The organism is Mycobacterium sp. GA-0227b (assembly GCF_001499855.1).
Taxonomy (GTDB): Bacteria; Actinomycetota; Actinomycetes; order Mycobacteriales; family Mycobacteriaceae; genus Mycobacterium.
On record NZ_LQIK01000029.1, the window covers coordinates 299879 to 326350 of the forward strand.

At 65.3% G+C, this 26472-nt stretch carries 22 protein-coding genes; 11 read left to right on the plus strand and 11 right to left on the minus strand.

The genetic code is table 11. The features are described 5' to 3' along the window. Nucleotides 1-3: 3 nt before the first annotated feature. Nucleotides 4-699, minus strand: a complete 696-nt coding sequence (locus AU185_RS17280; RefSeq protein ID WP_059100878.1) for a TetR/AcrR family transcriptional regulator — start codon at nucleotides 697-699, stop codon at nucleotides 4-6. 294 nt (nucleotides 700-993) lie between these two features. On the opposite strand from AU185_RS17280, the gene AU185_RS17285 reads away from it, so the two are divergent. From AU185_RS17285 to AU185_RS17320, 8 genes are read left to right on the plus strand one after another with little or no spacing between them, the layout of a single operon-like run. Further along, entirely contained in the window at nucleotides 994-1788 is a 795-nt protein-coding gene (locus tag AU185_RS17285; RefSeq protein WP_059101127.1) for an MlaE family ABC transporter permease, read from the plus strand. 1 nt (nucleotide 1789) lies between these two features. Continuing rightward, the gene (locus AU185_RS17290; RefSeq protein ID WP_059100877.1) at nucleotides 1790-2659 is read left to right on the plus strand and encodes an MlaE family ABC transporter permease; all 870 of its coding nucleotides are present in this window, start codon (nucleotides 1790-1792) and stop codon (nucleotides 2657-2659) included. A gap of 6 nt (nucleotides 2660-2665) precedes the next feature. Next, nucleotides 2666-3898, plus strand: a complete 1233-nt coding sequence (locus AU185_RS17295; RefSeq protein WP_059100876.1) for an MCE family protein — start codon at nucleotides 2666-2668, stop codon at nucleotides 3896-3898. Next, nucleotides 3895-4935, plus strand: a complete 1041-nt coding sequence (locus tag AU185_RS17300) for a virulence factor Mce family protein (RefSeq protein ID WP_059100875.1) — start codon at nucleotides 3895-3897, stop codon at nucleotides 4933-4935. The genes AU185_RS17295 and AU185_RS17300 overlap by 4 nt, the downstream gene beginning before the upstream one ends. Continuing rightward, nucleotides 4932-6485 carry a virulence factor Mce family protein gene (locus tag AU185_RS17305; RefSeq protein WP_059100874.1) on the plus strand — a complete coding sequence of 518 codons (1554 nt, stop codon included), beginning with the start codon at nucleotides 4932-4934 and terminating at the stop codon, nucleotides 6483-6485. Before AU185_RS17300 ends, AU185_RS17305 begins: the two co-directional genes overlap by 4 nt. Nucleotides 6486-6487: 2 nt before the next feature. After that, nucleotides 6488-8098, plus strand: a complete 1611-nt coding sequence (locus AU185_RS17310; RefSeq protein ID WP_059100873.1) for a virulence factor Mce family protein — start codon at nucleotides 6488-6490, stop codon at nucleotides 8096-8098. Beyond that, entirely contained in the window at nucleotides 8095-9252 is a 1158-nt protein-coding gene (locus AU185_RS17315) for a virulence factor Mce family protein (protein WP_502687782.1), read from the plus strand. The genes AU185_RS17310 and AU185_RS17315 overlap by 4 nt, the downstream gene beginning before the upstream one ends. Before the next feature lie 3 nt (nucleotides 9253-9255). After that, a complete protein-coding gene (locus tag AU185_RS17320; protein ID WP_059100871.1) occupies nucleotides 9256-10803 on the plus strand; it encodes an MCE family protein in 1548 nt (515 codons plus the stop codon). Between the two features lie 64 nt (nucleotides 10804-10867). Here AU185_RS17320 and AU185_RS17325 read toward each other — a convergent pair whose 3' ends face one another. Together AU185_RS17325 and AU185_RS17330 are read right to left on the minus strand one after the other, a co-directional pair. Beyond that, a complete protein-coding gene (locus AU185_RS17325; RefSeq protein WP_059100870.1) occupies nucleotides 10868-11692 on the minus strand; it encodes an alpha/beta fold hydrolase in 825 nt (274 codons plus the stop codon). A gap of 102 nt (nucleotides 11693-11794) precedes the next feature. Further along, nucleotides 11795-12940 (minus strand): thiolase family protein, encoded by a 1146-nt coding sequence (locus AU185_RS17330; protein WP_059100869.1) that lies wholly within the window; start codon nucleotides 12938-12940, stop codon nucleotides 11795-11797. A 62-nt stretch (nucleotides 12941-13002) separates the two neighbouring features. Between AU185_RS17330 and AU185_RS17335 the strand changes: the two genes are divergently transcribed. Continuing rightward, a complete protein-coding gene (locus tag AU185_RS17335; RefSeq protein ID WP_082683942.1) occupies nucleotides 13003-15186 on the plus strand; it encodes a molybdopterin-containing oxidoreductase family protein in 2184 nt (727 codons plus the stop codon). A 93-nt stretch (nucleotides 15187-15279) separates the two neighbouring features. Here the strand turns inward: AU185_RS17335 and AU185_RS17340 are convergent, their stop codons facing one another. Continuing rightward, complete coding sequence (locus AU185_RS17340) at nucleotides 15280-16494, minus strand: CaiB/BaiF CoA transferase family protein (RefSeq protein WP_059100868.1); 1215 nt, start codon at nucleotides 16492-16494, stop codon at nucleotides 15280-15282. Between the two features lie 193 nt (nucleotides 16495-16687). On the opposite strand from AU185_RS17340, the gene AU185_RS17345 reads away from it, so the two are divergent. Continuing rightward, the gene (locus AU185_RS17345; RefSeq protein ID WP_156425571.1) at nucleotides 16688-18166 is read left to right on the plus strand and encodes an aldehyde dehydrogenase family protein; all 1479 of its coding nucleotides are present in this window, start codon (nucleotides 16688-16690) and stop codon (nucleotides 18164-18166) included. Here AU185_RS17345 and AU185_RS17350 read toward each other — a convergent pair. Genes AU185_RS17350 through AU185_RS17360 form a run of 3 tightly spaced genes read right to left on the minus strand, consistent with a single transcriptional unit; the run spans nucleotide 18150 to nucleotide 20849 of the window. Continuing rightward, complete coding sequence (locus tag AU185_RS17350; protein ID WP_156425561.1) at nucleotides 18150-18797, minus strand: TetR family transcriptional regulator; 648 nt, start codon at nucleotides 18795-18797, stop codon at nucleotides 18150-18152. The genes AU185_RS17345 and AU185_RS17350 overlap by 17 nt on opposite strands. Next, a complete protein-coding gene (locus AU185_RS17355; protein ID WP_059100865.1) occupies nucleotides 18794-20005 on the minus strand; it encodes a cytochrome P450 in 1212 nt (403 codons plus the stop codon). Before AU185_RS17355 ends, AU185_RS17350 begins: the two co-directional genes overlap by 4 nt. Before the next feature lie 58 nt (nucleotides 20006-20063). After that, nucleotides 20064-20849, minus strand: a complete 786-nt coding sequence (locus tag AU185_RS17360) for a coniferyl-alcohol dehydrogenase (RefSeq protein ID WP_059100864.1) — start codon at nucleotides 20847-20849, stop codon at nucleotides 20064-20066. Nucleotides 20850-21018: 169 nt separating this feature from the next. Between AU185_RS17360 and AU185_RS17365 the strand changes: the two genes are divergently transcribed. Continuing rightward, nucleotides 21019-22458 (plus strand): aldehyde dehydrogenase family protein, encoded by a 1440-nt coding sequence (locus tag AU185_RS17365; RefSeq protein WP_059101125.1) that lies wholly within the window; start codon nucleotides 21019-21021, stop codon nucleotides 22456-22458. On the opposite strand, the gene AU185_RS17370 is transcribed toward AU185_RS17365, so the two are convergent. The 4 genes from AU185_RS17370 to AU185_RS17385 are packed head-to-tail and all read right to left on the minus strand — an operon-like array spanning nucleotide 22442 to nucleotide 26409. Next, entirely contained in the window at nucleotides 22442-24124 is a 1683-nt protein-coding gene (locus AU185_RS17370) for an acyl-CoA synthetase (RefSeq protein ID WP_059100863.1), read from the minus strand. The genes AU185_RS17365 and AU185_RS17370 overlap by 17 nt on opposite strands. An 8-nt stretch (nucleotides 24125-24132) precedes the next feature. After that, nucleotides 24133-24747 (minus strand): PaaI family thioesterase, encoded by a 615-nt coding sequence (locus tag AU185_RS17375; RefSeq protein WP_059100862.1) that lies wholly within the window; start codon nucleotides 24745-24747, stop codon nucleotides 24133-24135. Between the two features lie 7 nt (nucleotides 24748-24754). Beyond that, on the minus strand, nucleotides 24755-25366 hold the full coding sequence (locus tag AU185_RS17380; RefSeq protein ID WP_059100861.1) for a cysteine hydrolase family protein: 612 nt from the start codon (nucleotides 25364-25366) through the stop codon (nucleotides 24755-24757). Beyond that, a complete protein-coding gene (locus AU185_RS17385; RefSeq protein ID WP_059100860.1) occupies nucleotides 25363-26409 on the minus strand; it encodes an aromatic ring-hydroxylating oxygenase subunit alpha in 1047 nt (348 codons plus the stop codon). Before AU185_RS17385 ends, AU185_RS17380 begins: the two co-directional genes overlap by 4 nt. Between the last annotated feature and the right edge of the window lie 63 nt (nucleotides 26410-26472).

Below are 26472 nucleotides of genomic sequence, written 5' to 3' on the forward strand. Positions count from 1 at the left end.
TGTTCAAGCTGAACGCGACTTCGCAGGCCTCTGGTGTCCGTTGGCGAGAATGTCGCGCACAGTGGCGACGATTGCACCGTCTGGGTCGGCGAGCCGCGCCAACCGACGACGTGTCACCATCAGCGATCCGAGGGCCAGATCGACGATTTCTGCGCCGATCTGCTCGACCGACTTCGGCCCCTCCGGTCGAAACCAAGTCCACGCCCAATGCACAGAACCAAAGATGAGCAGGCTTCGCGTCCTCGTGTCACCGGGACGGAACTCACCAGATGCAACGCCCGCATCGAGCACGTCGCGCACGAGCTCGGTGTACTCGGCTCGCAGCTTGCGGCCCTCGGAACCCTCGTCTTCCTTCGCGAGCCGAGCGACCTCACGCTGAAACGCCACAGTCGCATCTCGATCGAGTGTCTGAACCAGAATGGCACCGTATAGGAGCCCGGCGAGTTGCTCGGCCGGCGTGGCCAATTCATCGACGATCCGAACCGCCTCGTCGATTCGTCGTCGCATGTAGGAAGAGTGCGAAGTCGCGAAGAGCTGTTCCTTGGTGCCGAAGTGGTGCGCTATCAAACCCCGTGAGATTCCGAGTTCGGTCGCGATGATGGAGAAGCTGGTTCCTTCGTAGCCATCCCGGGCGACGCTGCGCGTGAAGGCGTCCAGAATCTCGGCGGATTTTCCGCGCAATTCCGCATCGTCGCGCATCGGTGTCACGCCGCCTCCTCACCTGATGGGGCAACTATACCACCATACTGACTGTCTGCGCAGTCAGTCGTTGACTGCTCATTCAGCCAGTGCTACGGTGATCGCGATCACAGTAGTCCTCTACGAATACGAAGAGGACTGGAGCAACGTGTATTTGGGATAGGTCGACATGGTCTTACCAGTGTTCGAAGCCGCCGCTGAGGTCGATGATGGGGGCCATGTAGTACGCCCAAACGAAATGTTATATACAGAATTCAGCAAATCAGCATGGGTCGGCGCGACCGAGGGGTGCCGGTGACGACCCCACCAGATTTGAAGGGTTATGTCCGTGAGCAAGCCGGGCCGAGTTTGGAGGCGGTCGGCGGCTTCGCGCAGATGTGTGTGGACACTGCCAAGGCGTTGACTCGGCCGTTTCAATGGCGCGAATTCAAACTGCAGAGCTGGTTCTTGTTTCGGGTCTCGTTCTTGCCCACGGTCGCGGTCGCCATCCCGCTGACCGTGCTGATCATCTTCACGCTCAATATCCTGCTGAGCGAGTTTGGCGCCGCGGATATTTCGGGCGCGGGCGCGGCGCTCGGCGCGGTGACGCAGCTGGGCCCGCTGGTGACGGTGTTAGTGGTTGCCGGCGCGGGCTCCACGGCGATCTGCGCGGACCTCGGTGCCCGCACTATCCGTGAGGAGATCGATGCGCTCGAAGTACTCGGAATCGACCCGATCCACCGGCTAGTGGTGCCACGCGTCGTCGCATCGACATACGTAGCCGCGCTGCTCAACGGCGCGGTGATCACCATCGGGCTCGTCGGTGGTTTTCTCTTCGGCGTATACATCCAAAACGTTTCCGCGGGCGCGTATGTCTCGACGCTGACATTCATCACCGGCTTGCCCGAAGTCGTCATCTCGATCGTCAAAGCCACGTTGTTCGGGATGATCGCCGGTCTCGTCGGCTGTTATCGCGGGCTGACCGTTGGCGGAGGCGCGAAGGGGGTGGGCACCGCGGTGAACGAGACGCTCGTGTTGTGCGTGCTTGCCCTGTTTGCAGTGAACGTGGTCCTCACCGCGATCGGTGTCCGGTTCGGGACCGGAAACTGACATGAGTACCGCGACCGTTCTGCGCGCGCGGTATCCGCGTACTTACCAACACGTTACCGACGCCACGACTGCGTTGCCGCGTGTTCTCGACCGCATCGGCGACGTGACCTTGTTCGTCCTCGCGGCGGTGCGGCAGATCCCGTTCGCCACGCGGCACTACCGCAAGGAGACGCTACGGCTGGTCGCCGAGATGGGCATGGGCACCGGCGCCATGGCGGTGATCGGCGGCACCGTGTCGATCATCGGTTTCGTCACATTGTCAGCCGGTTCGCTGATCGCAATCCAGGGCTTCGCTTCTCTGGGCAACATCGGCGTAGAGGCTTTCACCGGATTCTTCGCTGCATTGGCCAACGTGCGAATCGTCGCGCCCGTTACGACCGGTATGGCGCTCGCATCAACGGTCGGTGCCGGTGCCACCGCCGAGCTTGGCGCGATGCGCATCAGCGAGGAGATCGACGCATTGGAAGTGATGGGCATCAAATCGATCTCATTCTTGGTGGCCACCCGGATCAGCGCCGGGACCATTGTCATCATTCCGCTCTACACGATCGCAATCATCTTGTCGTTCCTCGCCGCCCGGCTCGTCACCACCCTCTTTTACGGACAGTCCGTTGGAACTTATGAGCATTACTTCACGACCTTCCTGCGGCCCGACGACATCGTCTGGTCATTCTCCATCACGATCCTCATCGCACTGTGCGTCCTGCTGAACCATTGCTATTTCGGCTTCAACGCCAGCGGCGGGCCGGTGGGTGTCGGCGAGGCGGTGGGCAAGTCGATGCGCGCATCCCTGATTTTGATCGTGGTGATCGTGCTGGTGGCCTCGTTGGCGCTGTACGGCACCGACCCCAACTTCAACCTCACGGTGTGACTCGCGATGACCACGCCCCTTCCCGTGTCCCAAGTCAAGGAGAACAAGTTCCCCAAACCTCGCAGGAAACTGGCCGCGCTTTTCGCGCTGATCCTGCTCTCAGCGGTTTTTACATTGGCGTACATGCAGTTCCGCGGCGATCTGACGGCTAAGACGACGCTGACGATGTTGGCCGAACGCGCGGGTCTGGTGATGGACCCCGGCTCGAAGGTCACCTACAACGGGGTGGCGATCGGCCGCGTGCAAGCCGTCGATGGGGTGGAACACGATGGCCGCCCGATGGCGAAGATCACCCTGACCGTGGAGCCGAAATACGTGCCCACGATTCCGGCGAACGTCCTCGCCGACATCACGGCAAGCACCGTATTCGGCAACAAATACGTGACCTTCACAACTCCGAAAGACCCTTCTCCGCAATCGATCAAACCGACCGACGTGATCGATGTAACCTCGGTGACCACCGAATTCAACACGCTCTTCGAGACGATCACGTCGATCGCCGAGAAGGTAGATCCGGTCAAGTTGAACATGACGCTATCGGCCGCGGCCGAGGCGTTGACCGGATTGGGTGACAGATTCGGCGCCTCAATTGTCGACGGCAACGCCATTCTCGACGACGTCAATCCGCAGATGCCGCAGCTTCGCCACGACGTCCGGCAACTGGCGAATCTCGCCGACATCTACGCCGACGCGTCACCGGATCTCTGGGAGGCTCTGGACAATGCCGTGACCACGGCGCACACATTCAACGCGCAACGCGACAACATCGATGCAGCGTTGTTGGCGGCGATCGGCTTCGGTAACACCGGCGCCGACATCTTCGAACGGGGTGGGCCGTACCTGCAGCGCGGGATCGCCGATCTGGTGCCCACCGCCGAGCTGCTCGATGAACACAGCCCCGCCCTGTATTGCACCATCCGCAACTTTCACGATCTCCAACCCAAAGTGGCAAAGATACTGGGCGGCAACGGATATTCCGGCAACGCGAACGCCCTGATACTGGGTGCCGCGAACCCATACATCTATCCCGACAACCTCCCGCGGGTAAACGCCGAGGGTGGGCCCGGCGGCAAACCGGGTTGCTGGCAGAAGATCACCCGCGAACTGTGGCCGGCCCCGTGGCTGGTCACAGACACCGGCTTCAACATGGCCCCCTACAACCATTTCGAAATCGGCCAGCCGATGCTCACCGAGTACGTCTGGGGCCGCCAATTCGGGGAGAACACGATCAACCCATGAAAACCACGGGTCTCAACATCAAGCTCGCCGCGCTGTCGGTGGTGCTGCTGATACTCACGATCAGCATCGTCGTGGTGTTCGGCCAACTGCGCTTCGACCGAACCAACAGCTATTCCGCGGTGTTCAGCACCGCGAGCGGCTTGCGCGCGGGCCAGTTCGTCCGCGCATCCGGCGTCGAGGTCGGCAAGGTCAAGAAGATCGAGTTGGTGGACGGTGGGCGACGCGTGCAGGTGCACTTCACAGTGAGCCGGTCGTTACCGCTGTATCAGTCGACCACCGCTTCGATTCGCTACCAAGACCTGATCGGCAACCGCTACGTGGAACTCAAGCGCGGGGCGGGCGAGGGCGCGGCGCAAGTCCTGCCGCCGGGCGGCGTCATTCCACTGTCTCGCACCCAGCCGGCCCTCGACCTCGACGCGCTCATCGGTGGTTTCAAGCCGCTTTTCCGGGCACTGAACCCGGAGAAGGTCAACACCATCGCCCAGTCCATCATCACCGTGTTCCAGGGCCAGGGCGGCACCATCAACGACATTCTCGACCAGACCGCGCAGCTGACCGCCCACATCGCCGAGCGTGACAAGGCCATCGGTGCGGTGGTCGACAATCTGAACGCCGTGCTGGACACCACGGTTCGGCAGCTACCGGAGTTCGACCAGACCATCGACAACCTCGAAGTGCTGATCACCGGCCTGAAGGACAAGGGCGATCCGCTCGCCGAGCGAACCGCAGACATCAGCAACGCTGCGGGGACTTTGGCCGACCTGCTCGCCGACAACCGCCCCTTGCTGCACGACACCGTGCAACGCCTCGACGTCATCGCCACTCCGCTCGTCGATCAACAGGCGCAGCTCGACGATCTTCTCCGAAAGGTGCCGGATGCATTCGAGATGATCGGCCGCGCTGGAGGCATCTACGGCGACTTCTTCAACCTGTACCTATGTGATATCGGCCTGAAGTTGAACGGACTGCAGCCCGGCGGGCCGGTTCGCACGGTCAAGCTCCTGTCCCAGCCGACGGGTCGGTGTACGCCGCAATGAGATCACTACAGCGTTCCAACCGAATTCGCGTCGGACTCATGTTCATTGCGATCACCGCGTTGGTGATCGGCGTCGGTCAGACCTTCACCAGCGTGCCGATGCTCTTCGCCCGCCCCTCCTACTATGCGGAGTTCGCGAACTCGGGTGGAGTCTTCCCGGGCGACAAAGTGCGCATCGCGGGCACCGACGTCGGCATCGTGGAGGGCGTCGCGATTGACGGCGACCATGTCGCAGTGAAGTTCTCGATCGGCACCAACACCATTGGCGCCGAGAGCCGACTGGCCATTCGCACCGACACCATCCTGGGCAAAAAAGTGCTCGAGATCGAGCCGCGGGGCGATCGGCCCCTGAGGCCCGGCGAAACGCTGCCACTGGGCCAAAGCACTACCCCGTACCAGATCTATGACGCGTTCTTCGATGTCACCGAGGCCGCCGCTGGCTGGGATATCGACACCGTCAAGCAGTCACTCAACGTGCTATCGGAAACCGTCGACCAGACCTACCCCCACCTGAGTGCCGCCCTCGACGGGGTGGCCGAGTTCTCCGACACCATCGGCAAGCGCGACGAGCAGATTACTCATTTGCTGGCGCAGGCACACAAGGCGGCCGACGTACTGGGGAACCGCGCCGAAGAGTTCGACCGGTTGCTGGTCAACGCGCAGGGCCTACTTGCCGCGTTCAACAAGCGTGGTGACGCAATCGACGCACTCCTGGAACGGGTTTCGGCCTTCTCGAAGCAACTGCAGGGCTTGATCGACGACAACCCGAACCTCAACCACGTACTCGAACAGGTACGCACGCTCACCGACGTGCTGGTGGAACGCAAGGACGACTTGGGCAGGGTGCTTGTCACGCTTGCCAAGTACACCGCCGCGTTGAACGAGGGCCTGGCGTCGGGGCCGTATTTCAAGGTGATGATCGCAAACTTGCTGCCCTACCAGATTCTGCAACCGTTCGTCGATGCCGCATTCAAGAAGCGCGGTATCGATCCTGAGAACTTCTGGCGCGGAGCGGGTCTGCCGGCATTCCGATGGCCCGACCCGAACGGGATGCGCTTCCCCAACGGCGCGCCGCCGCCGGCGCCGCCAGTGTTGGAGGGCACACCCGAGAACCCGGGGCCGGCCGTCCCGCCGGGCTCGCCCTGCTCGTACACCCCGCCGGCCGACGGGACACCCACTATGGCCAATCCACTTCCGTGCGCACATCTCGACCAGAGCCAGGGTCCCCTCGGACCGTTCGCCGGCTTCGGACCCCCGAACGTCGTTACGTCGCAACCCAACCCGAGCGGGCCCGGATACCAACCCGGCATTCCCATCGCCGGTGTCCCGGGAGAAACACCGCCACAAGTGCAGGGCGTGCCGGTACCGCTGCCGCCGGCGCCGCGGGGAGCGCGTACGGAACCCCTTGGCCCCGTATCGCAACCATTCCCTCCGCCTGCGATGCCACCCGGGCCAGTGACAGGACCGCCACCGCCCGCGGGACCCGGCCCGCAGGTTCCGGCCGCCCCACCGCCGGGCGTGCCGTGGCCAACGGACATTGGAGGTCACTGACGATGTCGACGATCTTCAACATTCGAAACCTCAAGCTGCCGCAGGTGTCTCGCACGGCAGTGACGCTCGGCGTCGTCGTGGTTGTATTGGCGCTCGTTGGCGTCGTGGCCGGCCGGGAGGTGTACCAGAAGTTGACGACCAACACCGTGGTGGCTTACTTCACCGAGGCCAACGCCCTCTACGCCGGCGACAAGGTCCAAATCATGGGTGTGCGCGTGGGTTCGATCGACAAGATCGAGCCCGCGGGCGACAGGATGAAGGTGACCTTCCACTACAGCAACAAGTACAAGGTCCCCGCAGACGCTTCCGTGGCGATCGTCAACCCCAGCCTGGTGGCGTCGCGGGTCATCGAGTTGACGCCGCCCTATCGCGGCGGCCCGGTGCTGGCCGACAACGCGGTGATTCCCCTCGAACGCACCCAGGTGCCGGTGGAATGGGACAACCTACGCGATCGGATCGCCAACACCCTCGACAAACTCGGCCCGACGCCCGATCAGCCCAAGGGCCCGTTCGGCGATGTCATCGAATCGCTCGCCGACGGGCTGGCCGGCAAGGGCAACCAGATCAACACCACCTTGACCAGCCTGTCGGACGCGCTGACCGCGCTCAACAAGGGTCGTGGCGACTTTTTCGCGGTGCTGCGCAGCCTGGCGCTCTTCGTCAACGCGATGCATCAAAACCACGAACGGTTCACGCAACTCAACACCGATTTGGCACAGTTCACCACCTTGTTCACCAACACCGGTCAGGAACTCGCCGACGCGACGCAACAGTTCGACAGCTTGATCGCCGCGGCGCGCAAATTCTTCGACGACAACGCCGAGGTGCTGACCCACGACGTCAACAATCTCGAGCAGGTGACCACCGCTGTGGTGCAACCCGACCGCCTCGACGGCCTGGAAACGGCGCTGCACATCTTTCCGACGATGGCCGCCAACTTCCAGAACATCTACCAGCCTGCACACGGCGGGGTGGTCGGTCTGCCCGCACTCCTGAACTTCGCAAACCCCTTGCAGTTGATCTGCAGCGCGATTCAAGCCGGCAGCCGGCTCGGTTATCAAGAGTCAGCTGAGCTGTGCGCTCAGTACTTGGCCCCCATCCTCGACGCGATCAAGTTCAACTATCCGCCGTTCGGCGTGAATCTGGTCAGCACGGCCGCCGCGTTGCCCAAGCACATCGCCTACTCCGAGGAGCGGCTGCGGCCCCCGCCGGGCTACAAAGACACCACCGTGCCCGGAATCTTCTCCCCGGATACACCGTTCTCGCACGGGAACCACGAGCCGGGCTGGGTGGTGGCGCCGGGAATGCAGGGCGTGGAGGTGTCACCGTTCACCCGGAACATGCTGACTCCGGAGTCGTTGGCGGAGCTCTTAGGTGGACCCGATATCGCACCCCCGCCGCCCGGACAGAACATGGCGGGGCCACCTAATGCCTACAACGAATCCAGCCCGTTGCCCCCGCCGTGGTACCCCCAGCCCGGGCCACCACCGGGCCCTGCGCCAGGAGTAGTCCCTGGCCCGGTACCGGGCGGTTCGCCGCCGGCAGGGCCTCCTGCGCCACCGCCGGGACCTCTCGCCGCCGAGGCGTCCGCACCCGCAGGACCGGGCCAATGAGCGCCACGGGGAGTTCGATGCGTCACCGCGTATGGCAGGCGCTGGCGCTGCTGACGGCCGCCGCCGTGCTGACATCGTGCGCGAACTGGCGTGGCATCGCGAATGTGCCGCTGCCCGGCGGCCCGGGCACTGGCGCCGATTCCTACACCGTCTACGTGCAGATGCCAGACACACTGGCGCTCAACGCCAACAGCCGGGTACGGGTGGCCGACGTCTTCGTCGGCACCGTGCGATCCATCGAACTGAAAAACTGGGTCGCCGTCTTGACCGTCGGTATCCAAAAGGGCGTTCGGCTACCGAAGAATGCCACCGCCAGCATCGGCCAGACCAGCCTGCTCGGCTCGCAACACGTCGAGTTGGCCGCGCCGGCCAACCCGTCACCGGAGCCGCTGACGGACGGCGACACCATCCCGTTGCAAAACTCTTCGGCCTACCCGACGACCGAGCGCACACTGGCCAGTGTGGCCACCGTGCTACGCGGCGGGGGCATCCCCAATCTTGAAGTGATACAGAACGAGATCTACAACATGCTGAGCGGCCGAGCCGAGGAGATTCGGGAATTCCTCGGCAAGCTGGCCACATTCACAGCGGAGCTGAACGCGCAACGCGACGACATCACCCACGCCATCGATTCCATCGACCGGCTGCTGACGTATGTGGCCGAGCGCTCCGACACCCTGGATCGTGTACTAACCGAGTTCCCGCCCCTGATCAAGCATTTCGCCGACACGCAGAACCAGTTCACCGACGCGATCGATGCTGTCGGACGACTCAGCGCGGTCACCGACCGAACCCTGTCGGCGGCGCAAGCCAATCTGCACACTGACCTGCAGGCCCTTCAACGTCCACTGCGCGAACTGGGCCGCGCCTCACCCCTGCTGCTGCAAGCGCTGAAGCTGATGCTGACCGCGCCGTTCGACATCGACGCGGTGCCAAAGGCGGTCCGCGGCGACTACATCAACCTGTCGGGAAATATCGACCTGACGCTGAGCGCCATCGACAACGGCATCCTCACCGGAACCGGACTCTCGGGCATGCTGCGCGCGCTCGAACAGTCATGGGGACGCGACCCGGCAACGATGCTCCCGGACGTCCGCTTCACCCCCAACCCGAACAACGTCCCCGGCGGACCGTTGGTGGAACGGAGTGAATGAGCCGTGCTGACGCCCCAGATCAAGCGCCAACTGGTCGTCTTCGCTGTCCTGACGGTGATAGGGGTGATCGTGCTCGGCTGGTACTACATGCACATTCCTCGCCTAGCCGGTGTCGGGCAGTACGAGCTCAAGGCCGAACTCCCCTCCTCGGGCGGCTTGTATGCGACGGCCAATGTCACTTCGCGTGGCGTCACCATCGGCAAGGTCACAAACATCGAACCGACCCGCCGGGGCGCCATCGCCACGATGAGCATCGGCGATCAGTACAAGATCCCGATCGACGCCACGGCCAACGTGCACTCGGTGTCCGCGGTCGGCGAGCAGTACATCGATCTGGTATCGGAGAACAGTCCTGACCAATACTTCGCGCCCGGCCAGACCATCACCAAGTCCACAGTGCCGGCCGCGATCGGGCCCGCACTGGACGCCGCCAACCGTGGGTTGGCGGCGCTGCCCGAGGACAAGATCGCCTCGCTGCTCGACGAGACGTCCCAGGCTGTCGGCGGGCTGGGGCCGGCGCTGCAACGCCTCGTCGACTCCACTCAAGCGACCGTCGGTGATTTCAAAGCGAACATCGACGCCGTCAACGACATCATCGCGCATTCGGGCCCCATACTCGACAGCCAGGTCAACTCCGCCGACTCCATCGAACGCTGGGCCGCCCGGTCGAACATCCTGGCCCGCCAGGCCGCAGAGACGGACCAAAACCTCGACAGCATCCTGTCAAACGCGGCACCGCTCGCCGATCAGCTCAATGCGGTGTTCGCCGGCGTCGGCGAATCGCTTCCGCAGACACTGGCCAATCTCGCGATCGTGCTCGACATGCTCAAGCGCTACCACGCCAACGCCGAACAGTTGCTGGTGCTGCTTCCTCAGCTCACGTCGATCGCGCAGACGGCAACCGCATCTGGAGAGGACATCGTGCTGGATTTCGCGTTCAGCATCAACCAGCCGCCGCCGTGCTTCACCGGGTTCCTGCCGGCCTCGGAATGGCGCGCAACCGCCGACACCAGTAAGGCGCCGTTACCGGCGGGCATGTACTGCAAAATCCCAAAGGACACCGCCGCCAACGTGGTTCGCGGATCGCGCAACATCCCCTGTGTCGACGTCCCCGGCAAGCGCGCCGCGACTCCCCGGGAGTGCCGCAGCGACGAGCCTTACGTCCCGCTGGGCACCAACCCGTGGTACGGGGATCCCAATCAGATCTTGAGCTGCCCGGCGCCGGCCGCGCGCTGCGATCACCCGGTGGAGCCCGGCAGGGTGATCCCCGCGCCGTCGGTGAACACCGGCCTGAACCCGCTGCCCGCCGATCTGTTGCCCGGCACGCCACCGCCAGTCAGCGATCCGCTGTCGCCGCCGGGTTCGGGAACCGTCCAGTGCAGCGGGCAACAGCCCAACCCGTGCGACTACACCCCGAACACTCCTCCCGCGGCGACGTACAACCCGTCCAGCGGAGAAGTCGTCGCCCCCAACGGAGTCAAGTACGGAGTCGAACATTCGACGCACACCGGAGATGACGGATGGAAGCACATGCTGGCGCCGGCCGGATGAGTTCAAATGATCGGCCCGACAACAGGATTGGTCCCGGCTGTCGCGCCGGGTGATGAAGTATGGCTCAGGACCGGATGAACTCCAGCAGGTCGGCGTTGATGATGTCGGCGTGCGTGGTCGGCATGCCGTGCGGAAATCCCTGGTAGGTCTTCAACGTGCCGTTCGACAGCAGTTCGGCCGAGCGCGGCCCCGCGGCGACGTACGGCACGATCTGGTCGTCCTCGCTGTGCATGACCAGTACGGGAATGGTGATCTTCTTGAGGTCCTCGGTGAAGTCCGTCTGCGAGAACGCGACGATGCCGTCGTAGTGCGCCTTGGCGCCGCCCATCATGCCCTGGCGCCACCAGTTCTCGATGACTGCTTCGGACGCCTCGACACCGGGGCGGTTGAATCCGTAGAACGGCCCGGACGGTAGCGCGCGGTAGAACTCCGAGCGGTTGGCGGCCAATTGCGCCTGCAGGTCGTCGAACACGTCCTTCGGCAGTCCGTCGGGATTGGCCTCGGTCTTGACCATCAGCGGCGGCACCGCGCTGATGAGCGCGGCCTTGGCAGCTCGACTCTCACCGTGCCGCGCCAGGTAATGCGCGACCTCCCCGCCGCCGGTCGAATGCCCGACATGGATCGCGTCGCGCAGGTCGAGGTGTTCGACGACCGCGGCGAGATCGTCTACGTAATGGTCCATGTCGTGACCGTCGGCGACCTGCGACGACCTGCCGTGGCCACGACGGTCATGGGCGACGACACGGTATCCGTGCTGCAGGAAGAACAGCATCTGGGTGTCCCAGTCGTCGGCCGACAACGGCCAGCCGTGGCTGAACACGATGGGCTGTCCCGAACCCCAGTCCTTGAAGAAGATGTCGACGCCGTCGCTCGTGGTGATGGTGGGCATGGTCTACAGCATGCCCGCCAAGGGTCGTTGCGTCGAGTGTGGAGTTGTTTCACGCATACCGCGATGAGACGTGTCAAAACCCGCCCTGGCGAGCAGTGGGCGTCACCTCGTCAGGATCGTCGCGGCGGCGGTGCCCGGCGCGCCATACAGTTGGGAGAAGCCGACTTTCGGTTCCCCGGGAACCTGGCGGTCGCCCGCCTCGCCGCGTAGTTGGCGGACCAGTTCGTGGATCTGCCGAAGGCCGGACGCGCCGATCGGCTCGCCGTTGGCGATCAGACCGCCGTCGGTGTTGACCGGCAGAGAACCGGTGATCTCGGTGGCGCCGTCGGCCAACAGCTTCTCCTGCTCGCCGTCGGCGCAGAAGCCGCATTCGGCCATGTGGATGATCTCGGCCCCGGCGTCGGTGTCCTGCAACTGGATGACATCGACGTCTTCGGGTGCCACTCCGGCCTTTTCGAACGCAGCTTTGGCGGCGTAGACCGTCGGCGCGACGTCCTCCTCGACGGGCGCGAACGTGGTGTTCACCTCGTAGGCGCCGTACTTGCGGGTGCGGACCTCGACCGCCCGCAGGTGCACCGGCTTGGACGTGTACCGCTCGGCGATGTCGGCGCGGCACATGACCACCGCTGCCGCGCCCTCGTCGGGAGCGCAGAACATGTACTGGGTGAGTGGATAGTTCAGCATCGTGGAGTTGAGGATCTGGTCCTCGGGGATGGGCTTGCGGCGGAACGCGTTCGGATTCAACGCGCCGTTGCGGAAGTTCTTGGCCGCGACCTTGGCCAGGGTCTGCTGGCTGATGCCGTGCTCGTGCAGGTAGCGATTGGCCTTCATGCCGAAGAACTGGGTGGTCAGGTACTGGCCGTTCTCGGCGTACCACCGCGGCATGCCGACGAGGGCGGGGTCTTCGGTGAACGCGCCGCGCGGATGTTTGTCCAGACCGATCGCGATGCCGATGTCATAGTCGCCCAGCCGGATTCCGTCGGCGCACGCTTTGGCGGCGCTCGCCGCCGTCGCGCAGGCGTTGAACACGTTGGTGAACGGGATACCGGACAGCCCCACCATGCCGACGATCGCGTCGGGGTTGGCGACGGTCCAGCTGCCGCCGGTGGCGAACTGGATGTCCTTCCATTCCACGCCGGCGTCGGCGACCGCGGCGAAGATCGCGTCGACGCCCATCTCCATCGCGGATTTGCCTTCGAAGCGGCCGAACGGATGCAGTCCGACACCGATGATCGCGACGTCATTCATTCTGCGCATTCCTCCTGAGCCGGGCCTATGCGAACTGTAATGCTTACAGTATCGTAATCGGCGTGGCCACGGTCATCGAGCACAAGCCGACGTTCTGCCGGATCTGCGAACCGCTGTGCGGAATGATCGCGACGGTCGAGGACGGCCGTCTGGTGGCACTGCGGCCGGACAAGGAGCACCCGCTGTCGGCCGGCTTCGCCTGCCAGAAGGGCATTGCGTTCACCGAGGTCGTCAACGATCCCGATCGGGTGACGAGGCCGCTGCGCCGAGGGCCGACCGGCTTCGAAGAGGTGGGCTGGGACGAGGCGATGGCCGATATCGCTGGGCGACTCTCGGACATCCTTCGCCGCCACGGCTCGGGTGCGGTCGGCTGGTACATGGGCAATCCCGGCGCGTTCAGTTATGCGCACACGTTCGCGGCGCTGCTGTTCATGAAGGGCCTCGGCCGTCACGGCCACTACTTCACCGCATCGTCGCAGGACACCAACAGCAGGCTCATCGCGAGCCAGTTGCTCTACGGCGTGCCGACGTCCGTGCCGATCCCGGACCTGACCCGAACCGATCTGCTGGTCATGATGGGCGCCAATCCGGTTGTGTCACATGGCAGTTTCCTCACCGCACCGCGGATCAAGGACCGCATGCACGACATCGTCAAGCGCGGCGGGCGCGTGGTGATCGTCGACCCGCGGCGCAGCGAGACCGCTGTGGCGTTCGAATGGCTCGGCATCGTCCCGGACACCGACTCGTTGTTGTTGCTCTCGCTGCTGCACGTGATGTTCGCCGACGGCATGGTCGACATCCCCGCCGTGAAACGGAAGGCCGACGGCGTGGACTGGCTGCACGAGATGTGCCGGCCCTTCACTCCGGAGTCGACGGCAACCCGGACCGGGATCGACGCGGGCAGCGTGCGGGCCCTGGCGCGCGACCTGGTGGACACTCCGCGTGCGGCCGTTTACGGCAGGCTCGGCACCTGTGTAGGTAGCCACGGCACGCTGACCACCTATCTGATCGATGCCGTGAACCTGGTGGCGGGCAACCTCGATGTGCCGGGTGGTTCGGTGTTCAGCTCCATGCACACCGTCGGTCAGAAGTGGCAGAACGTCGCGATGGGTGCGGTCATGCGGCGGTCGTACAGGCGGAAGCGCTCGCGGATCAGCGGGGTCCCCAGCGCGATCGGGTCCGAGCCCGCGGCGCTGATGGCCAAGGAGATCACCACTCCAGGTAACCGCAGAATCCGGGCGATGTTCGTCTCGGCCGGAAACCCCGTGCTGTCGGTGCCCAACGGCGAGGAACTCGAGGCGGCGTTCGGTGACCTCGAGTTGTCGGTCGCGCTCGACTTCTACGTCACCGAGACGAGCGCCCAATGCGACTACATCCTGCCCGCCACGACGATGTACGAGCGCGACGACTTCCCGTACACGTTTCAAGGGTTTCAGGCCACGCCGTTCCGCCAAGCGACGGAAGCGGTCCTCGCACCGGTGGGCGAGGCGCGCGGGGAGTGGGACATCGTCGAGGACCTGGCCCGGCGGCTGGCTCGTCGAGTGCCCGCTTTCGCGGCGTTCACGGGTGTGCGAAAGCTCGGGCGTCTCATCGGGTTCGAGGCTTCGCCACGGGCAATGATCGACGCGCTGGTGCGAATGTCGGAGGGCGGCGACAGGTTCGGCCTGCGCCGTGGCGGTCTGACACTGCGACGGCTGACCGAGGAGCATCCGCACGGCGTCGTGCTCTCACCGCACATCCGCACGGGTGTACTGCGCGATGCCGTCGGCTACCTGTCGCGTCGGATGCGGTTGGCCCACCCCGGAATTGCCGACGAACTGGCCAAGCTGTCGCAGCGCGCGCTGCCCGACGGCTACCCACTGCGGATGATCGGTTTGCGCGAGCCACGCTCGGAGAACTCGTGGATGCACAACTCACCGCTGCTGATGCGAGGTGATCGTCGCCAGCATGCGCTGATGCATGTCGACGACGCGGCCGAGCAGCACATCGCGGACGGCGACGAGGTGAGCATCAGGTCGCCGTACGGCGCCATCACCGTGCCGGTGCTGACGACGAAGGATCTCGTGTCCGGCGTCGTCGCGGTGCCACACGGCTGGGGCCACAAGGGAACTGGAAGCTGGCGGCTGGCCAATCGAGCCGGTGGCGCCAACGTGAACCGGTTGACGTCCAGCGACCCGGCAGATGTGGAACCGCTGTCGGGCATGGCGTGGTTGACCGGAGTGCCCGTACGGGTGGAGCGGGTGTAGCTCCGTCGCGAGCGACCGCGAAATGTACATCTGCGGCGGCGTGTCAGCGGGCAAACACGGTCGTCCCCGACTGCGTGTGGGCCCTCGCGATAATCAGGCGATTGCGCCGGAGTCCTTGAGTGCTTCGATGCGGTCCCAGTCCATCCCGATGTCCATCAGGACCAGTTCGGTGTGCTCGCTGGCCTGCGGGGCTCGCGTCGTCTCCAGCGGCTCGTGATTGAACTGCACCGGCCCGCGAACCACCTTGAACGGCTCACCGCCGTCGGCCGCGTCGACCTCGACGACCATGTCGTTGGCCAGCGCCTGCTCGTCGCTGCCGAGGTCGAGCAGGCTTTGGAACGGCGCCCACTGGCCCTTCATCGTCTTCAGATGCTCGCGCCAGTAGTCGAACGGCTTGCTGCGGATCGACGCGGCGATGAGTTCGGCTGCGGCGGAGGCATTCTCGATCAACGGCATGACGTCGCAGAAGCGCGGATCGTCGGCCAGTTCCGGCAGCCCGAGGTGGATGAAAGCGTCGCGGATGTAGCCGGTCGGGCTGACGATGCACAGGTTGATGGTGCCGCCGTCGGAGGTCAGATAGTTCGCCATGAACGGATTGACGCTCGGCCCGGTCGCGTCGGGCATCAGCGAACGCATCGTCTCGCCGGTCTCCATGCCCTGTGTCACGCTGGCGCCGGCTGCCCACCATGCGGTGCTCAGCAGCGATACGTCGAGTTCGACGGCCTCGCCGGTGCGCGCCCGATGGAACAGTGCGGCCGAGATCCCGCCCGCGATGTTCATGCCGCCGATCGAGTCGCCGAACGCCGGAATACCCTGCGACAGCGCCCCGCCGATCTCCTCCGGCGTCAGGGCGTGGCCTACTCCGCTTCGGGTCCAGAACGCGGTGCCGTCAAAGCCGCCGACGTCACGCTCGGGGCCCTTGTCGCCGTATGCGCTGCCGCGCGCGTAGATGATCTCCGGATTCGCGGCGCGAATGTGCTCGACGTCGAACTTGTTCTTCTGTCGCTGCGCCGGAAGGTAGTTCGTGAGGAAGACGTCGGCGGTCTTGGCGATCTCGTAGAGAACCTCCTGGCCCTCCGGTTTCGACACGTCGATGCCGACACTGCGCTTGCCACGGTTCGGGTGCTCGATCAGCGGGTGCCGGTCGGGGTCGAGTTGGAAGCCGCCCATGTTGATGAAGCCGCGTTGGGTGTCGCCGCGCACCGGGTGCTCGACCTTGATGACGTCGGCGCCCCAATCGGCGAGGATGGCCCCCGCCGCCGGAACGAACGTGAACTGTGCGACCTCGAGGACGCGCACGCCCTCCATGACCCTGACCAAATCGGCTCCCTTGTACTCGTCACCCGGCTGTTGTAATAGCTTACTGTAAGCTTTACAGTTAGTCGTCCCGCAATGTCTGATTGTACGAGGTAGCTGGGTGAGCGCCGCGAGGAATGCAGAAGAACGGATCGAGACCAGCATCGACGTCGGCAGGCGGGCAGGCGCGCGCGCCGAATCGCGGATGCTCATCGATGGACAACTGGTCGCGTCGGCGTCCGGGGAACAGTTCGACAACGTGAGCCCGGCCACCGGCCAGCTTCTGGGAGGTACCGCTGCCGCCGACGCCCACGACATGGACCGCGCGATCGCGGCCGCGCGCCGGGCGTTCGACGAGACCGACTGGCGGACCAACCGCCGATTGCGGGCGCGTTGTCTCGATCAGCTGCAGTCCGCGGTCGAAGCCGAGCAGGACGATTTGCGCGAGGAGTTGATCGCCGAGGTCGGCTGTCCCGAGATGACGACCCGGTCGGCACAACTGGATTGGCCCTTGGCGGACGCGCTGCGCTATCCCGCGCGGCTGATGCTCGACTTTCCGTGGGAGCGCACGCTCGACGGCGGAGGCCTGTTCGGTGACCGCAATGTGCGGATCGTCGTCAAGGAACCGGTCGGCGTCGTTGCCGCGATCACACCGTCCAACTTCCCGATCGAGGTGATCCTCAACAAGCTCGGTCCCGCGCTCGCGACCGGAAACACCGTCGTGCTCAAGCCCGATCCGAACACCCCGTGGAACGCGACGCGTCTCGGCCGGCTCATCGCCGAACACACCGACATCCCGCCCGGCGTCGTCAACGTCGTGCCGACGCCGTCCAACGACGTGGCCGCGCTGCTCGGCACCGACGCACGCGTCGACATGATTTCGTTCACCGGCTCCACCGCGGTCGGCAAGCTGCTGATGCGTGCGGGTGCCGACACGATGAAGCGGATGTTTCTGGAACTGGGCGGCAAATCGGTGTCGATCGTGCTCGACGACGCGCCTCCCGCGGCGATCGTCGGGTCGGCGGTCGGGGTGTGCGTGCACGCCGGGCAGGCGTGTGCCGCCACCACGCGCATGCTGGTTCACCGGTCGATGTTCGACAACGCCGTCGCAACCGTCACCGCGGCGTATCAGGCTGTGCCCGTTGGGGACCCGGTCAACCCGGAGACCCTCGTCGGCCCCGTGATCAGCGCGGCGCAGAAGCGACGGGTCCTCGACGCGATCGATCAGGCTCGCGCCGACGGCGCCGAGATCACCACCGGCGGTGGGATCGTCGCGAACCTCCCCGACCACTTGTCCGGCGGGCACTACGTGGCGCCGACGGTGATCGTCGGTGTCGACAACGGCGCGGCGATCGCCCAGCAGGAGGTGTTCGGACCCGTCCTGGTGGTGCTGCCGTTCGACGACGACGACGAAGCGGTCCGCATCGCCAACGACAGCGCCTTCGGCTTGGCGGGCGCCGTGTCCTCACGCTCGCTGGAACGGGGCATGGCGATCGCCCGTCGCATCCGCACCGGTTCGTTCGGGGTCAACGGCGGCATGTTCTACGGCGCCGACGCGCCGTTCGGTGGTTTCAAGAACAGCGGTGTCGGAAGGCAGTGCGGCATCGAGGGTTTCGAGCAGTATCTGGAATCGAAGACCGTGGCCTACCGCGCACCCAGATCGAGCGCTACGCCGTCGCGATGATCGCTTCGGCCTGGTCGAGGATGCTGTCCAGGATGTAGTCGAAGTCGATGTCGTCGGCGAACCCGATGTACCTACCGCCGTCGGCGCGCTGGGACGGGAAGCCCTCGGTCCGCTCCTGCAACCGTTCGAGAACCACCGAGCCCCGGATGTGCACCGAGATCGCGCCGTACGTCTCGACCGCCTGCTCGGCGCTGAGCCCCGCCTCGATCAGCGCCCCGATCGGCTGTTCGAGTTTCTGCAGCGCGCCGTGGATGGCCCGATGGCCGTAATGTCCACGGATCAGCATCAGATCGCAGAGAATCGGGTCGGCGCGGAATCGTCGGCGCATGGCCAGCGCGTGATCACGCAGCGACTCTCGCCAATTCGACGCTGAGATGGTCGGCACCGTGAACTCGAACCGCTGCAACGCCCGATCCGTCATCGCGTCGAGCAGATCATCCTTGCGGCGGAAGTACCAGTAGATGCTGGTGACCCCGACCCCCAGGTGCTTGGCCAGTTGCGGCATGCTCAGATTGTCGATCGACACCTCTGCGGCGACTTCCAGTGCGCCGTTGAGGATCTCGTCGGCGCTGATCGACCCGCGGTCGCGACGTGCGCGGGTTTCTCCCGCTCCCGTTGCGGGCACCGTCAGCCGACCGGGTCGAATGTCACAGGCAGCGCCGTGGGTGACCGGAAGGGTTGGCCCCAGATGTGGGGGTTGTCATTGGTGACGAGGGTGATGTTGGTCAGGCGGTCCAGCAGGCACTCGACCGCCACCCTGGTCTCCATGCGGGCCAGATGCAGCCCCATGCAGGTGTGCTCGCCCGCGGCAAAGGAGATGTGCGGTACACGTTTGCGGAAGATGTCGAATTCTTCGGAGCGCTCCCAGCGCTTTTCGTCCCGGTTCGCCGAGCCGATACACACGTCGATCACCGATCCCTCGGGGATCTCAACACCCTCCAGTTCCGTCTTCGCGGTCGCGTACCGCTGCACCGTCGTGAGCGGTGTCTCGTAGCGCAGCCCCTCCTCGATGGCAGCCGGAATCAGGTCGCGGTCGGCCTGTACGGCCCGAAACTGCTCGGGATGGGTCAGCAACAGGTACAGCAGGTTGCCCGACGAGCGGAAGGTGGTCTCCAGTCCGGCGGGCAACAGCAGTCGCAAGAACGAATAGATCGCCTCGTCGCTGAGCTTCTCGCCGTCGATCTCGGCGGAGACCAGATCACCGATGATGTCTTCGGTCGGCTTGGATCGACGCCGCTCGATCTGTTCCAGGAAATAGTCTTTGAGCGCAGCGGACGCCTCGAAAGCCCGCTTGTACTTGATGGTGTAGCTGATCAGTTCGACGGCACGCTTGCGGAACCACGGCAGGTCCTCCTCGGGCAAGCCCAACAGCTTCGAGATGACCCGGGTGGGGAACTCCAAGGTGAAATCGCGCACCAGATCCGCCCGGCCACTGTCGACGAACTCGTCGATCAGTGCGGTCACGACGGGGCGGACGATCAGCGGTTCCCACTGCGCCAGCGATCTCGACTTGAACGCCGCGGAGACGAGGTTGCGGTGCTCCCAGTGCTTCTTGCCTTCCATCGCCAGGATCGTCGGACCGATGAACAGGCCGATGGTGCTGTCGTAGATCTGGGAATTGAACACCTTGCCATCGCGGAACACCCGGTTGACCGCATCGAACGAGACTGCCGCGTAGAGATGTTCGGGCCGCATGGATTCCGGTGTCTTGGACCAGTCCATGACGCTGCCGCGAAAGACCCCACTGGTGTCGCTGCGCCGCTGTGCGAACAGGGGATAGGGGTCACGGAGGAGGTCGGCCACTTCGTCGGGGGCGACGTCCTGAACGGGGCTTTCCACCGGTCACTCCAGGGGCTCGGATAGTTCCTGCGAGAGGTACTGTAATGATTACAGTAGACTATAACAGCTGGACCGGCATACCGGCGGTCATCGCGTTGACGAATCCGGCGTCGACCTGTAGGTCCTGGCCGGTGATCCAGCGCGCCGCCGCGGAGCCTAGGAACGAGATCACCGGCACGATGTCATCGACCGACGCGTGGCGACCGACGGTGGCCCGGCACATGTCCAGAACTTCCTTGCCCATCGTCTGTTCGAAGTCGGTGAGGATCGGCGTCTCCACCGGCCCGGGGCTCACGGTGTTCACACGTACGCCGTACTTCGCCCATGCCGGGCCCGCAAGTCGCTTGGCGTAGAGGATCACCGCCTGTTTCGACGTGCTGTACACCGGATAGTCCGGATCCTGTTGCGATTGCCAGCGCTCGACGGCGTCGGCGTCGGCGAGTTCGAGCAGCCCGGAGAGCGTCTCGGTGCGCTGCTCCCACCCGAGCGCAGCGGTGGAGGCCACGGCCACGATCGAGCCGCCCTCGCGCAGCAGGGGAAGCATGCCTTCGGCCATCAACCGCATACCGAGGTAGTTGACCTTGAGCACGTCGGCGGCCGGTGCGGTGCCGGGCACACCCGCGACGTGCGCCAGCATGTCCCATCCTGGCCCGATGCCGGCGAGCAGGTCGCGGATGCTGTCGCCGTCACGCAGATCGCAACGCGCGTACTCGGTTGCCGCGGTTCGCTGCTCGCGCATGTCGACCGCCAGGACGTGATCGCCACGCTCGTGGAAATGAGCGGCGACGCCCGCCCCGATGCCGGATGCCGCGCCCACCACGAGGATCTTGCGTTTGCCGCTCATCTCACCGTTTCCTTCGCCGTCGCGCGTCGCCGGCGTATCATCGAATGGCTGACTGTAAGGACGACAGTAAACAATTCCGGTCTTTCAGACAATCACTCCCACAATTGGTGGTGCGATGAGCGAGAGCACAATTCAGACCAGCGGCGCGGTGACCCTCGAGCATGAGGTCATGCACGCGAACCTCGAGCGGCAGCGGCGCGAATTCCTCGCCGACGGCGCGCCGAGCGTCGCGGTACGGCGCGACCGTATCGACCGGTTGGTTTCTCTGGTGCTGGACAACGCCGACGAATTCGTCGACACCATGGCCGCCGACTACGGCACCCGGCCGAGAACCGGAACGATGTTCACCGAGATACTCGGGATGATGTCCGTCATCGAACACACCAGAACGCATGTGCCGCAGTGGATGCGGTCGACAAGGTTGATGCGTGCCGCGCGGCTGTTCGGTCTGCGGGCCGAGGTGAACCCCTCGCCGCTGGGGGTCGTCGGGATCATCGGTCCCTGGAACTTCCCGCTCAACCTCGTGGTGCTTCCGGCCGTCGCCGCTTTCGCCGCGGGCAACCGCGTGATGATCAAGATGTCGGAGATCACGCCGGACACAGCCGCTCTGATGAAGTCGTTGGCACCGAGGTACTTCGACGTCGCCGAGCTCGACGTGGTGACCGGCGGACCCGAGGTCGCGGCGGCGTTCTCGGCGCTGCCGTTTGACCACTTGTTCTTCACCGGCTCGCCGTCCGTCGGCGCGCAGGTGCAGCGGGCGGCAGCCGAGAACCTGGTGCCCGTGACGCTGGAGCTCGGGGGCAAGAACCCCGTCGTGGTCTCCCGCGAGGCGGACCTGAACCGGGCGGCCGCGCGCATCGCACGCTCGCGAATGATCAACGGGGGACAGGTCTGCGTCTGTCCGGACTATGTCTTCGTGCCCGACGATGGGGTGGACGCGTTCGTGGACACGGCGAAACGCACACTGCGCGAGATGTTTCCGACAATCGTAGGCAACGACGACTACTGTTCGTCGGTGAACCATGCGAACTACGACAGGGTAGTCGGGCTCATCGACGACGCGCGCGCCAAGGGAGCGCGGATCGAGACCGTCGCCCCGGCCGGTGAGATCCTGCCGGACCACGACACCCGAAAGATCGCTCCTACCATCGTGCGTGACGTCGATGACCGAATGGCGATCGCGCGCGACGAGATCTTCGGGCCCGTGCTGGTGGTGCAGTCCTACCGCGATCTCAATGAGGCGATCGACTACATCAACCGGCGGCCCTCACCGCTGGTCGCCTACTGGTACGGCCCGGACGACGTCGATTTCCGCCGCTTCGTGGGCAGCACCCGCAGCGGCGGCGTGGCGCGCAACGACTTCGCCGCGCAGATGATTCCGTCGGCGGCCCCGTTCGGCGGCGTTGGGCGCAGCGGGATGGGCGCCTACCACGGCAAGGCCGGATTCGACGCGTTCAGCCATTACCGCACGGTGGTCGGCACGGATCTGCCATTCACCATCACCGGACGTGCGGCTCCGCCGTTCACACCGTCGATGCGCGCGACCACAGCGCTGGGTCTGCGCTTGGCGCGCAACCGAACCCGGCGTCGGCTCAGGCGTCGCCGCTGATCGCCTGCTCGCGGGCCCACCGGTAGTCGGCCTTGCCCGCGGGGCTGCGCTCGATCGCCGGCCGGAACACCACGGCTTTCGGGAGCTTGTACCGAGCGATCGACGTCGCAGCGTGGTCGATGAGTTCCTGCGGTTCGGCGCTGGCACCCTCGGCCAAGGCGACGATGGCGACAACTTCCTGGCCCCAACGCTCGCTGGGCCGGCCGGACACCACCACGTCGGCGACGGCCGGATGCGATGCGACCGCCATCTCGACCTCCTCGACGAAGATCTTCTCGCCGCCGGAGTTGATGGTCACCGAGTCGCGGCCGAGCAGTTCGACGGACCCGTCGGCGAGATGGCGGGCACGGTCGCCGGGCACCGAGTAGCGCACACCGTCGATCACCGGGAACGTCTTGGCCGTCTTGGCCGCGTCGCCCTTGTAACCCAGTGGCACATAACCTCGTTGCGCCAGCCAGCCCATCCCCTCGTGGCCCGGTTGCAGCAGCTTGCTGAGATCCTCGGAGGCGACGTAGGTGTCGGGTCCGGCGTTGAACTTGCCGGTTGCCACTGCGCCAGAGGCGGACATGTGCGTCATCTGCGCGCCGGTCTCCGAAGAGCCGACCCCGTCGACGACGATCAATCCCGGTTTGACGTCGATGAGGCGCTGTTTGGCGGTCGGTGTCAACAGCGCGCCACCGTTGGCCACCACGGCCAGCGACGACAGGTCGGCGTCGGTGCGTTCGATCGCGTCGGCGAGCGGTCGCGCCATCGCATCACCGACGACCGTCACGGCCATCACCTTCTCGCGTTCGATGGTGGCCACCACTTCGTCGGCATCGAACCGCTCGGTGACAGTGGAGAACACGACCGACTGGCCTGTCGTCATCGCCGTCATCACCGCCCACTGCGCGGCGCCGTGCATCAGCGGCGGCAGGATCATCAAGCGCGACTCCGGCGCCTCGATGACCCGTTTGGTGATGTCGTCGTAGGAGTGAGCGAGTTCGCCGGTGTAGAGGCTACGGCCGCCGAACGAGGTCATGAAGATGTCGTGCTGACGCCAGAGCACACCCTTCGGCATGCCGGTCGTGCCCCCGGTGTAGAGCACATAGAGATCGTCGGGCGAGGGCTCCAATGGCGGCAGCACCGCAGCGCCCGATCCGACGATCGACTCGTAATCGACTGCGCCGTCGAGCAGATCATTACCCGACTCGTCGGCGATCTGGATCAGGACCCGCAAGTGGGGCAGATCCGGCAGCACCTCGGCGACGCGCGGCGCGAACGCGGCGTGGTAGAGCAGCGCGGTGGCGCCGGAATCGGCGAGCAGGTACTGCAGTTCGTTCTTGACGTAGCGGTAGTTGACGTTGAACGGCGCGGCCCGGGCCCGCCAGGCGCCGAGCATCGCCTCGACGTACTCCGGTCCGTTGTAGGCGTAGATGCCCAGCAGGTCCTGGCCCACCTCGTGGCCGGCCAACTCAGAGCGCTCGACATGGCACCCAAGGCCGCGGCTGTGCAGGAAGGCCGCCAGCCGGTTGGCGCGTTCGACGACCTGCGCGTAGGTATAGCGACGTTTTCCCTGAATGAGGAACGCGCGGTCGCCGATCGCGGCGGCGACGGTGTCGGCGGCTGCTGGAACGGTGAACTCGGTGGTGCCGGACGGCGTGGGCGTGGTGAGCGGATCGGACATCGTGCCTCTCAGGGCTGGTGTGGTAGCAACTTGATCATCAGACCGTTGGCCTCGGATAGTACGTTGCCGTCCAGGTCGGTCATCGCCGCCCTCACGAACAGTTTTCGCCCGTCCACCGAGTCGATCCAGGCCCGCGACTCCAACGGCACATCGATGGGCGTCACGCGGCGGTAGTCCACATGCAGGTATGCGGTGCGGCTGTCGGGGCGGCCGGCGGCCGAAACCACCATGCCGAAATGCCAGTCGTAGAACAGCGGGACCACCCCGCCGTGCACGGCCTCGTTGCCGCCGACGTGAAATCGGCTGAACTGTCCGCGCATGGTGACCTCGTCGGACCCGGACGCCACCATCTGCCAGGGCGGCATCAGAGGGTGCCCGTTGCCGGGCAGGTTCGGCGCCCGGCCCGCGGGCGCCACTCCGGCGGGTGCCTTGTGTGGCTCCAGTTGCTCGCAGACGTTCTCCAGGAGTTCGGCGGTGCGATCCCATAGCGCGGCATCGGGATTGGTTGAGACCGTGATGTCCTGGAGCCGTCGCATGGCCGCGAGGAAGCGGCCCATCTCCCCGGTCCCCAGAGTCGGCTGCACCCGGGCGAATTCGCGGATGTCGTCCTCGGTGTCGGTCACTCGTCTATTACTTCCACGCTTCGATCAGCTCGTCGGTGGTGGTGATCGTCGCCAGAAGCGACAACGTGTTGTCGATGATCGCGTCGGCGTAAGCGGTGGGGATTCCTGCCACCGCGTCGCGCGGTACGACAACGTGGTACGCGGCGTTGACGGCGTCCATCACCAGGTTGGTGATCGCGACGTTGACCGAGACCCCGACGGCGACGATCGTCGTCACCCCGAGATTGCGCAGCACCGCGTCCAGGTCCGTCCCGCCCATCGGGCCGATCCCGTGCGACCGGCGCAGCACGACGTCGGAGGTTTCGGGCCCCAGTTCCGGCAGCAGTTCGGCGCCGGGGGTGCCGGGGGCGATCGCGACGGCGCCGCCGAACGAGAAGATCTTCGCGTTGTGGTTGGCTCCCTTCCCGTCGGGACGGCGCTGAACAAGGCAGTGCACCACAGTCACACCCGCGCTGCGGGCCGCCGGCAACAGCCGCTCGATGTTGGGAATGGCCTCGCGACGGGCCTCGTCGGCCAGGGCTTTGAGCCCGGCGTCGGGGCCGACGACCGCGCCCTGGCACTCCTGGGTGACGATCGCGGTGTGGCCGGGGGCCGCGATGTCGGCGAGGTCGGGTCTCATACCGTCGCGGGCACCTCGCCGGGCGGGGTGGCGGGAATTTCACCGGGTGGGGTGGCGGGAATTTCGTAGAACTGGGTCGCCCACTTGCGCATGGCCATATACGGCTTCGCGTCGACCTTGGACAACGCGGGACGTTCGATGTACTCCTGATACCGCCAAATGTTGAGGTCGTCCCACACCGTGCCCATGAACTGCCGCTCCACCTGCTCGCGCACATGGTCCGGCGGCACATCGGAGGCGTCGCCGGGCACCCGGGGCCACCAGATCGAATAGAACATGTCCGAGTAGCCGTCCTCGACCGGTGTGCAGGCGAAGATCAGGCGGTGGTTCGACGATCCTTCGAACGCACTGATCGCGAAGCCGAGCCCGGAGAAGTGGCTGTGGATGTACAGCGCCATCTTCGCGGGGTCATCGCTGCGGGTGTCAGGCCACCCCGTCAGGAAGCGCCATTCCTCGTCGACCGCTTCCCAATTGAGGCACACGGGGGTGACCGTGGCGCCGTGGACGTAGTGGAAGTGGGCGCTGTCGGGACCGTTCTCCGCGACGATCTGCGGGTGCACCGGCTCGCGTTCGGCACGACTCGAAAACTCCGGGTACGGGCGGTAATACGCGTCGGGGTCGGTCGGAAACTGCGGGAACTTGTGAAACAGGTCGGGCATCTCCCACTGCGGTTCCTTGCCGTCCGGTTGATGCCAGGCGAACACGCAGCCGTACTGCTCGACGACCGGGTAGACCCGCAGGCGCAGCGCCTTGTTCGGCTTTTCGGGCTGATACGGGATGTAGCGGTTGGTCCCGTCGGGTCCCCAGCGCCAACCGTGGAACGGGCACTCGACGCAGTCGCCGACGACCTTGCCGCCGTGGCCGATGTGCGCGCCGAGATGGCGGCAATGCGCCGACAGCAGATGCAGCTCGCCGGCGTCGTCGCGGTAGGCGACGAGGTCGTCGCCGAAGTACCGCAGCGGCTTGACCTCGTTGCGCTCGAACTCTGCCGACCAGCCGATCATGAACCAGCCGGTGACCTTCCAGGTGAACGGGACTTTCACGTCGCCTCCTCTGCCTGCCTCGATACGGAAAATCTTACAGTAGCCGTTTCAGCATCGGTGCGC

Bases quoted from the DNA above. Each gene is read 5' to 3' on its own strand.
- AU185_RS17280 (WP_059100878.1), bottom strand. From the start codon at position 699: ATGCGCGACGATGCGGAATTGCGCGGAAAATCCGCCGAGATTCTGGAC.
- AU185_RS17290 (WP_059100877.1), top strand. From the start codon at position 1,790: ATGAGTACCGCGACCGTTCTGCGCGCGCGGTATCCGCGTACTTACCAA.
- AU185_RS17295 (WP_059100876.1), top strand. From the start codon at position 2,666: ATGACCACGCCCCTTCCCGTGTCCCAAGTCAAGGAGAACAAGTTCCCC.
- AU185_RS17300 (WP_059100875.1), top strand. From the start codon at position 3,895: ATGAAAACCACGGGTCTCAACATCAAGCTCGCCGCGCTGTCGGTGGTG.
- AU185_RS17305 (WP_059100874.1), top strand. From the start codon at position 4,932: ATGAGATCACTACAGCGTTCCAACCGAATTCGCGTCGGACTCATGTTC.
- AU185_RS17310 (WP_059100873.1), top strand. From the start codon at position 6,488: ATGTCGACGATCTTCAACATTCGAAACCTCAAGCTGCCGCAGGTGTCT.
- AU185_RS17315 (WP_502687782.1), top strand. From the start codon at position 8,095: ATGAGCGCCACGGGGAGTTCGATGCGTCACCGCGTATGGCAGGCGCTG.
- AU185_RS17325 (WP_059100870.1), bottom strand. From the start codon at position 11,692: ATGCCCACCATCACCACGAGCGACGGCGTCGACATCTTCTTCAAGGAC.
- AU185_RS17330 (WP_059100869.1), bottom strand. From the start codon at position 12,940: ATGAATGACGTCGCGATCATCGGTGTCGGACTGCATCCGTTCGGCCGC.
- AU185_RS17340 (WP_059100868.1), bottom strand. From the start codon at position 16,494: ATGGAGGGCGTGCGCGTCCTCGAGGTCGCACAGTTCACGTTCGTTCCG.
- AU185_RS17345 (WP_156425571.1), top strand. From the start codon at position 16,688: ATGCTCATCGATGGACAACTGGTCGCGTCGGCGTCCGGGGAACAGTTC.
- AU185_RS17360 (WP_059100864.1), bottom strand. From the start codon at position 20,849: ATGAGCGGCAAACGCAAGATCCTCGTGGTGGGCGCGGCATCCGGCATC.
- AU185_RS17365 (WP_059101125.1), top strand. From the start codon at position 21,019: ATGCACGCGAACCTCGAGCGGCAGCGGCGCGAATTCCTCGCCGACGGC.
- AU185_RS17370 (WP_059100863.1), bottom strand. From the start codon at position 24,124: ATGTCCGATCCGCTCACCACGCCCACGCCGTCCGGCACCACCGAGTTC.
- AU185_RS17380 (WP_059100861.1), bottom strand. From the start codon at position 25,366: ATGAGACCCGACCTCGCCGACATCGCGGCCCCCGGCCACACCGCGATC.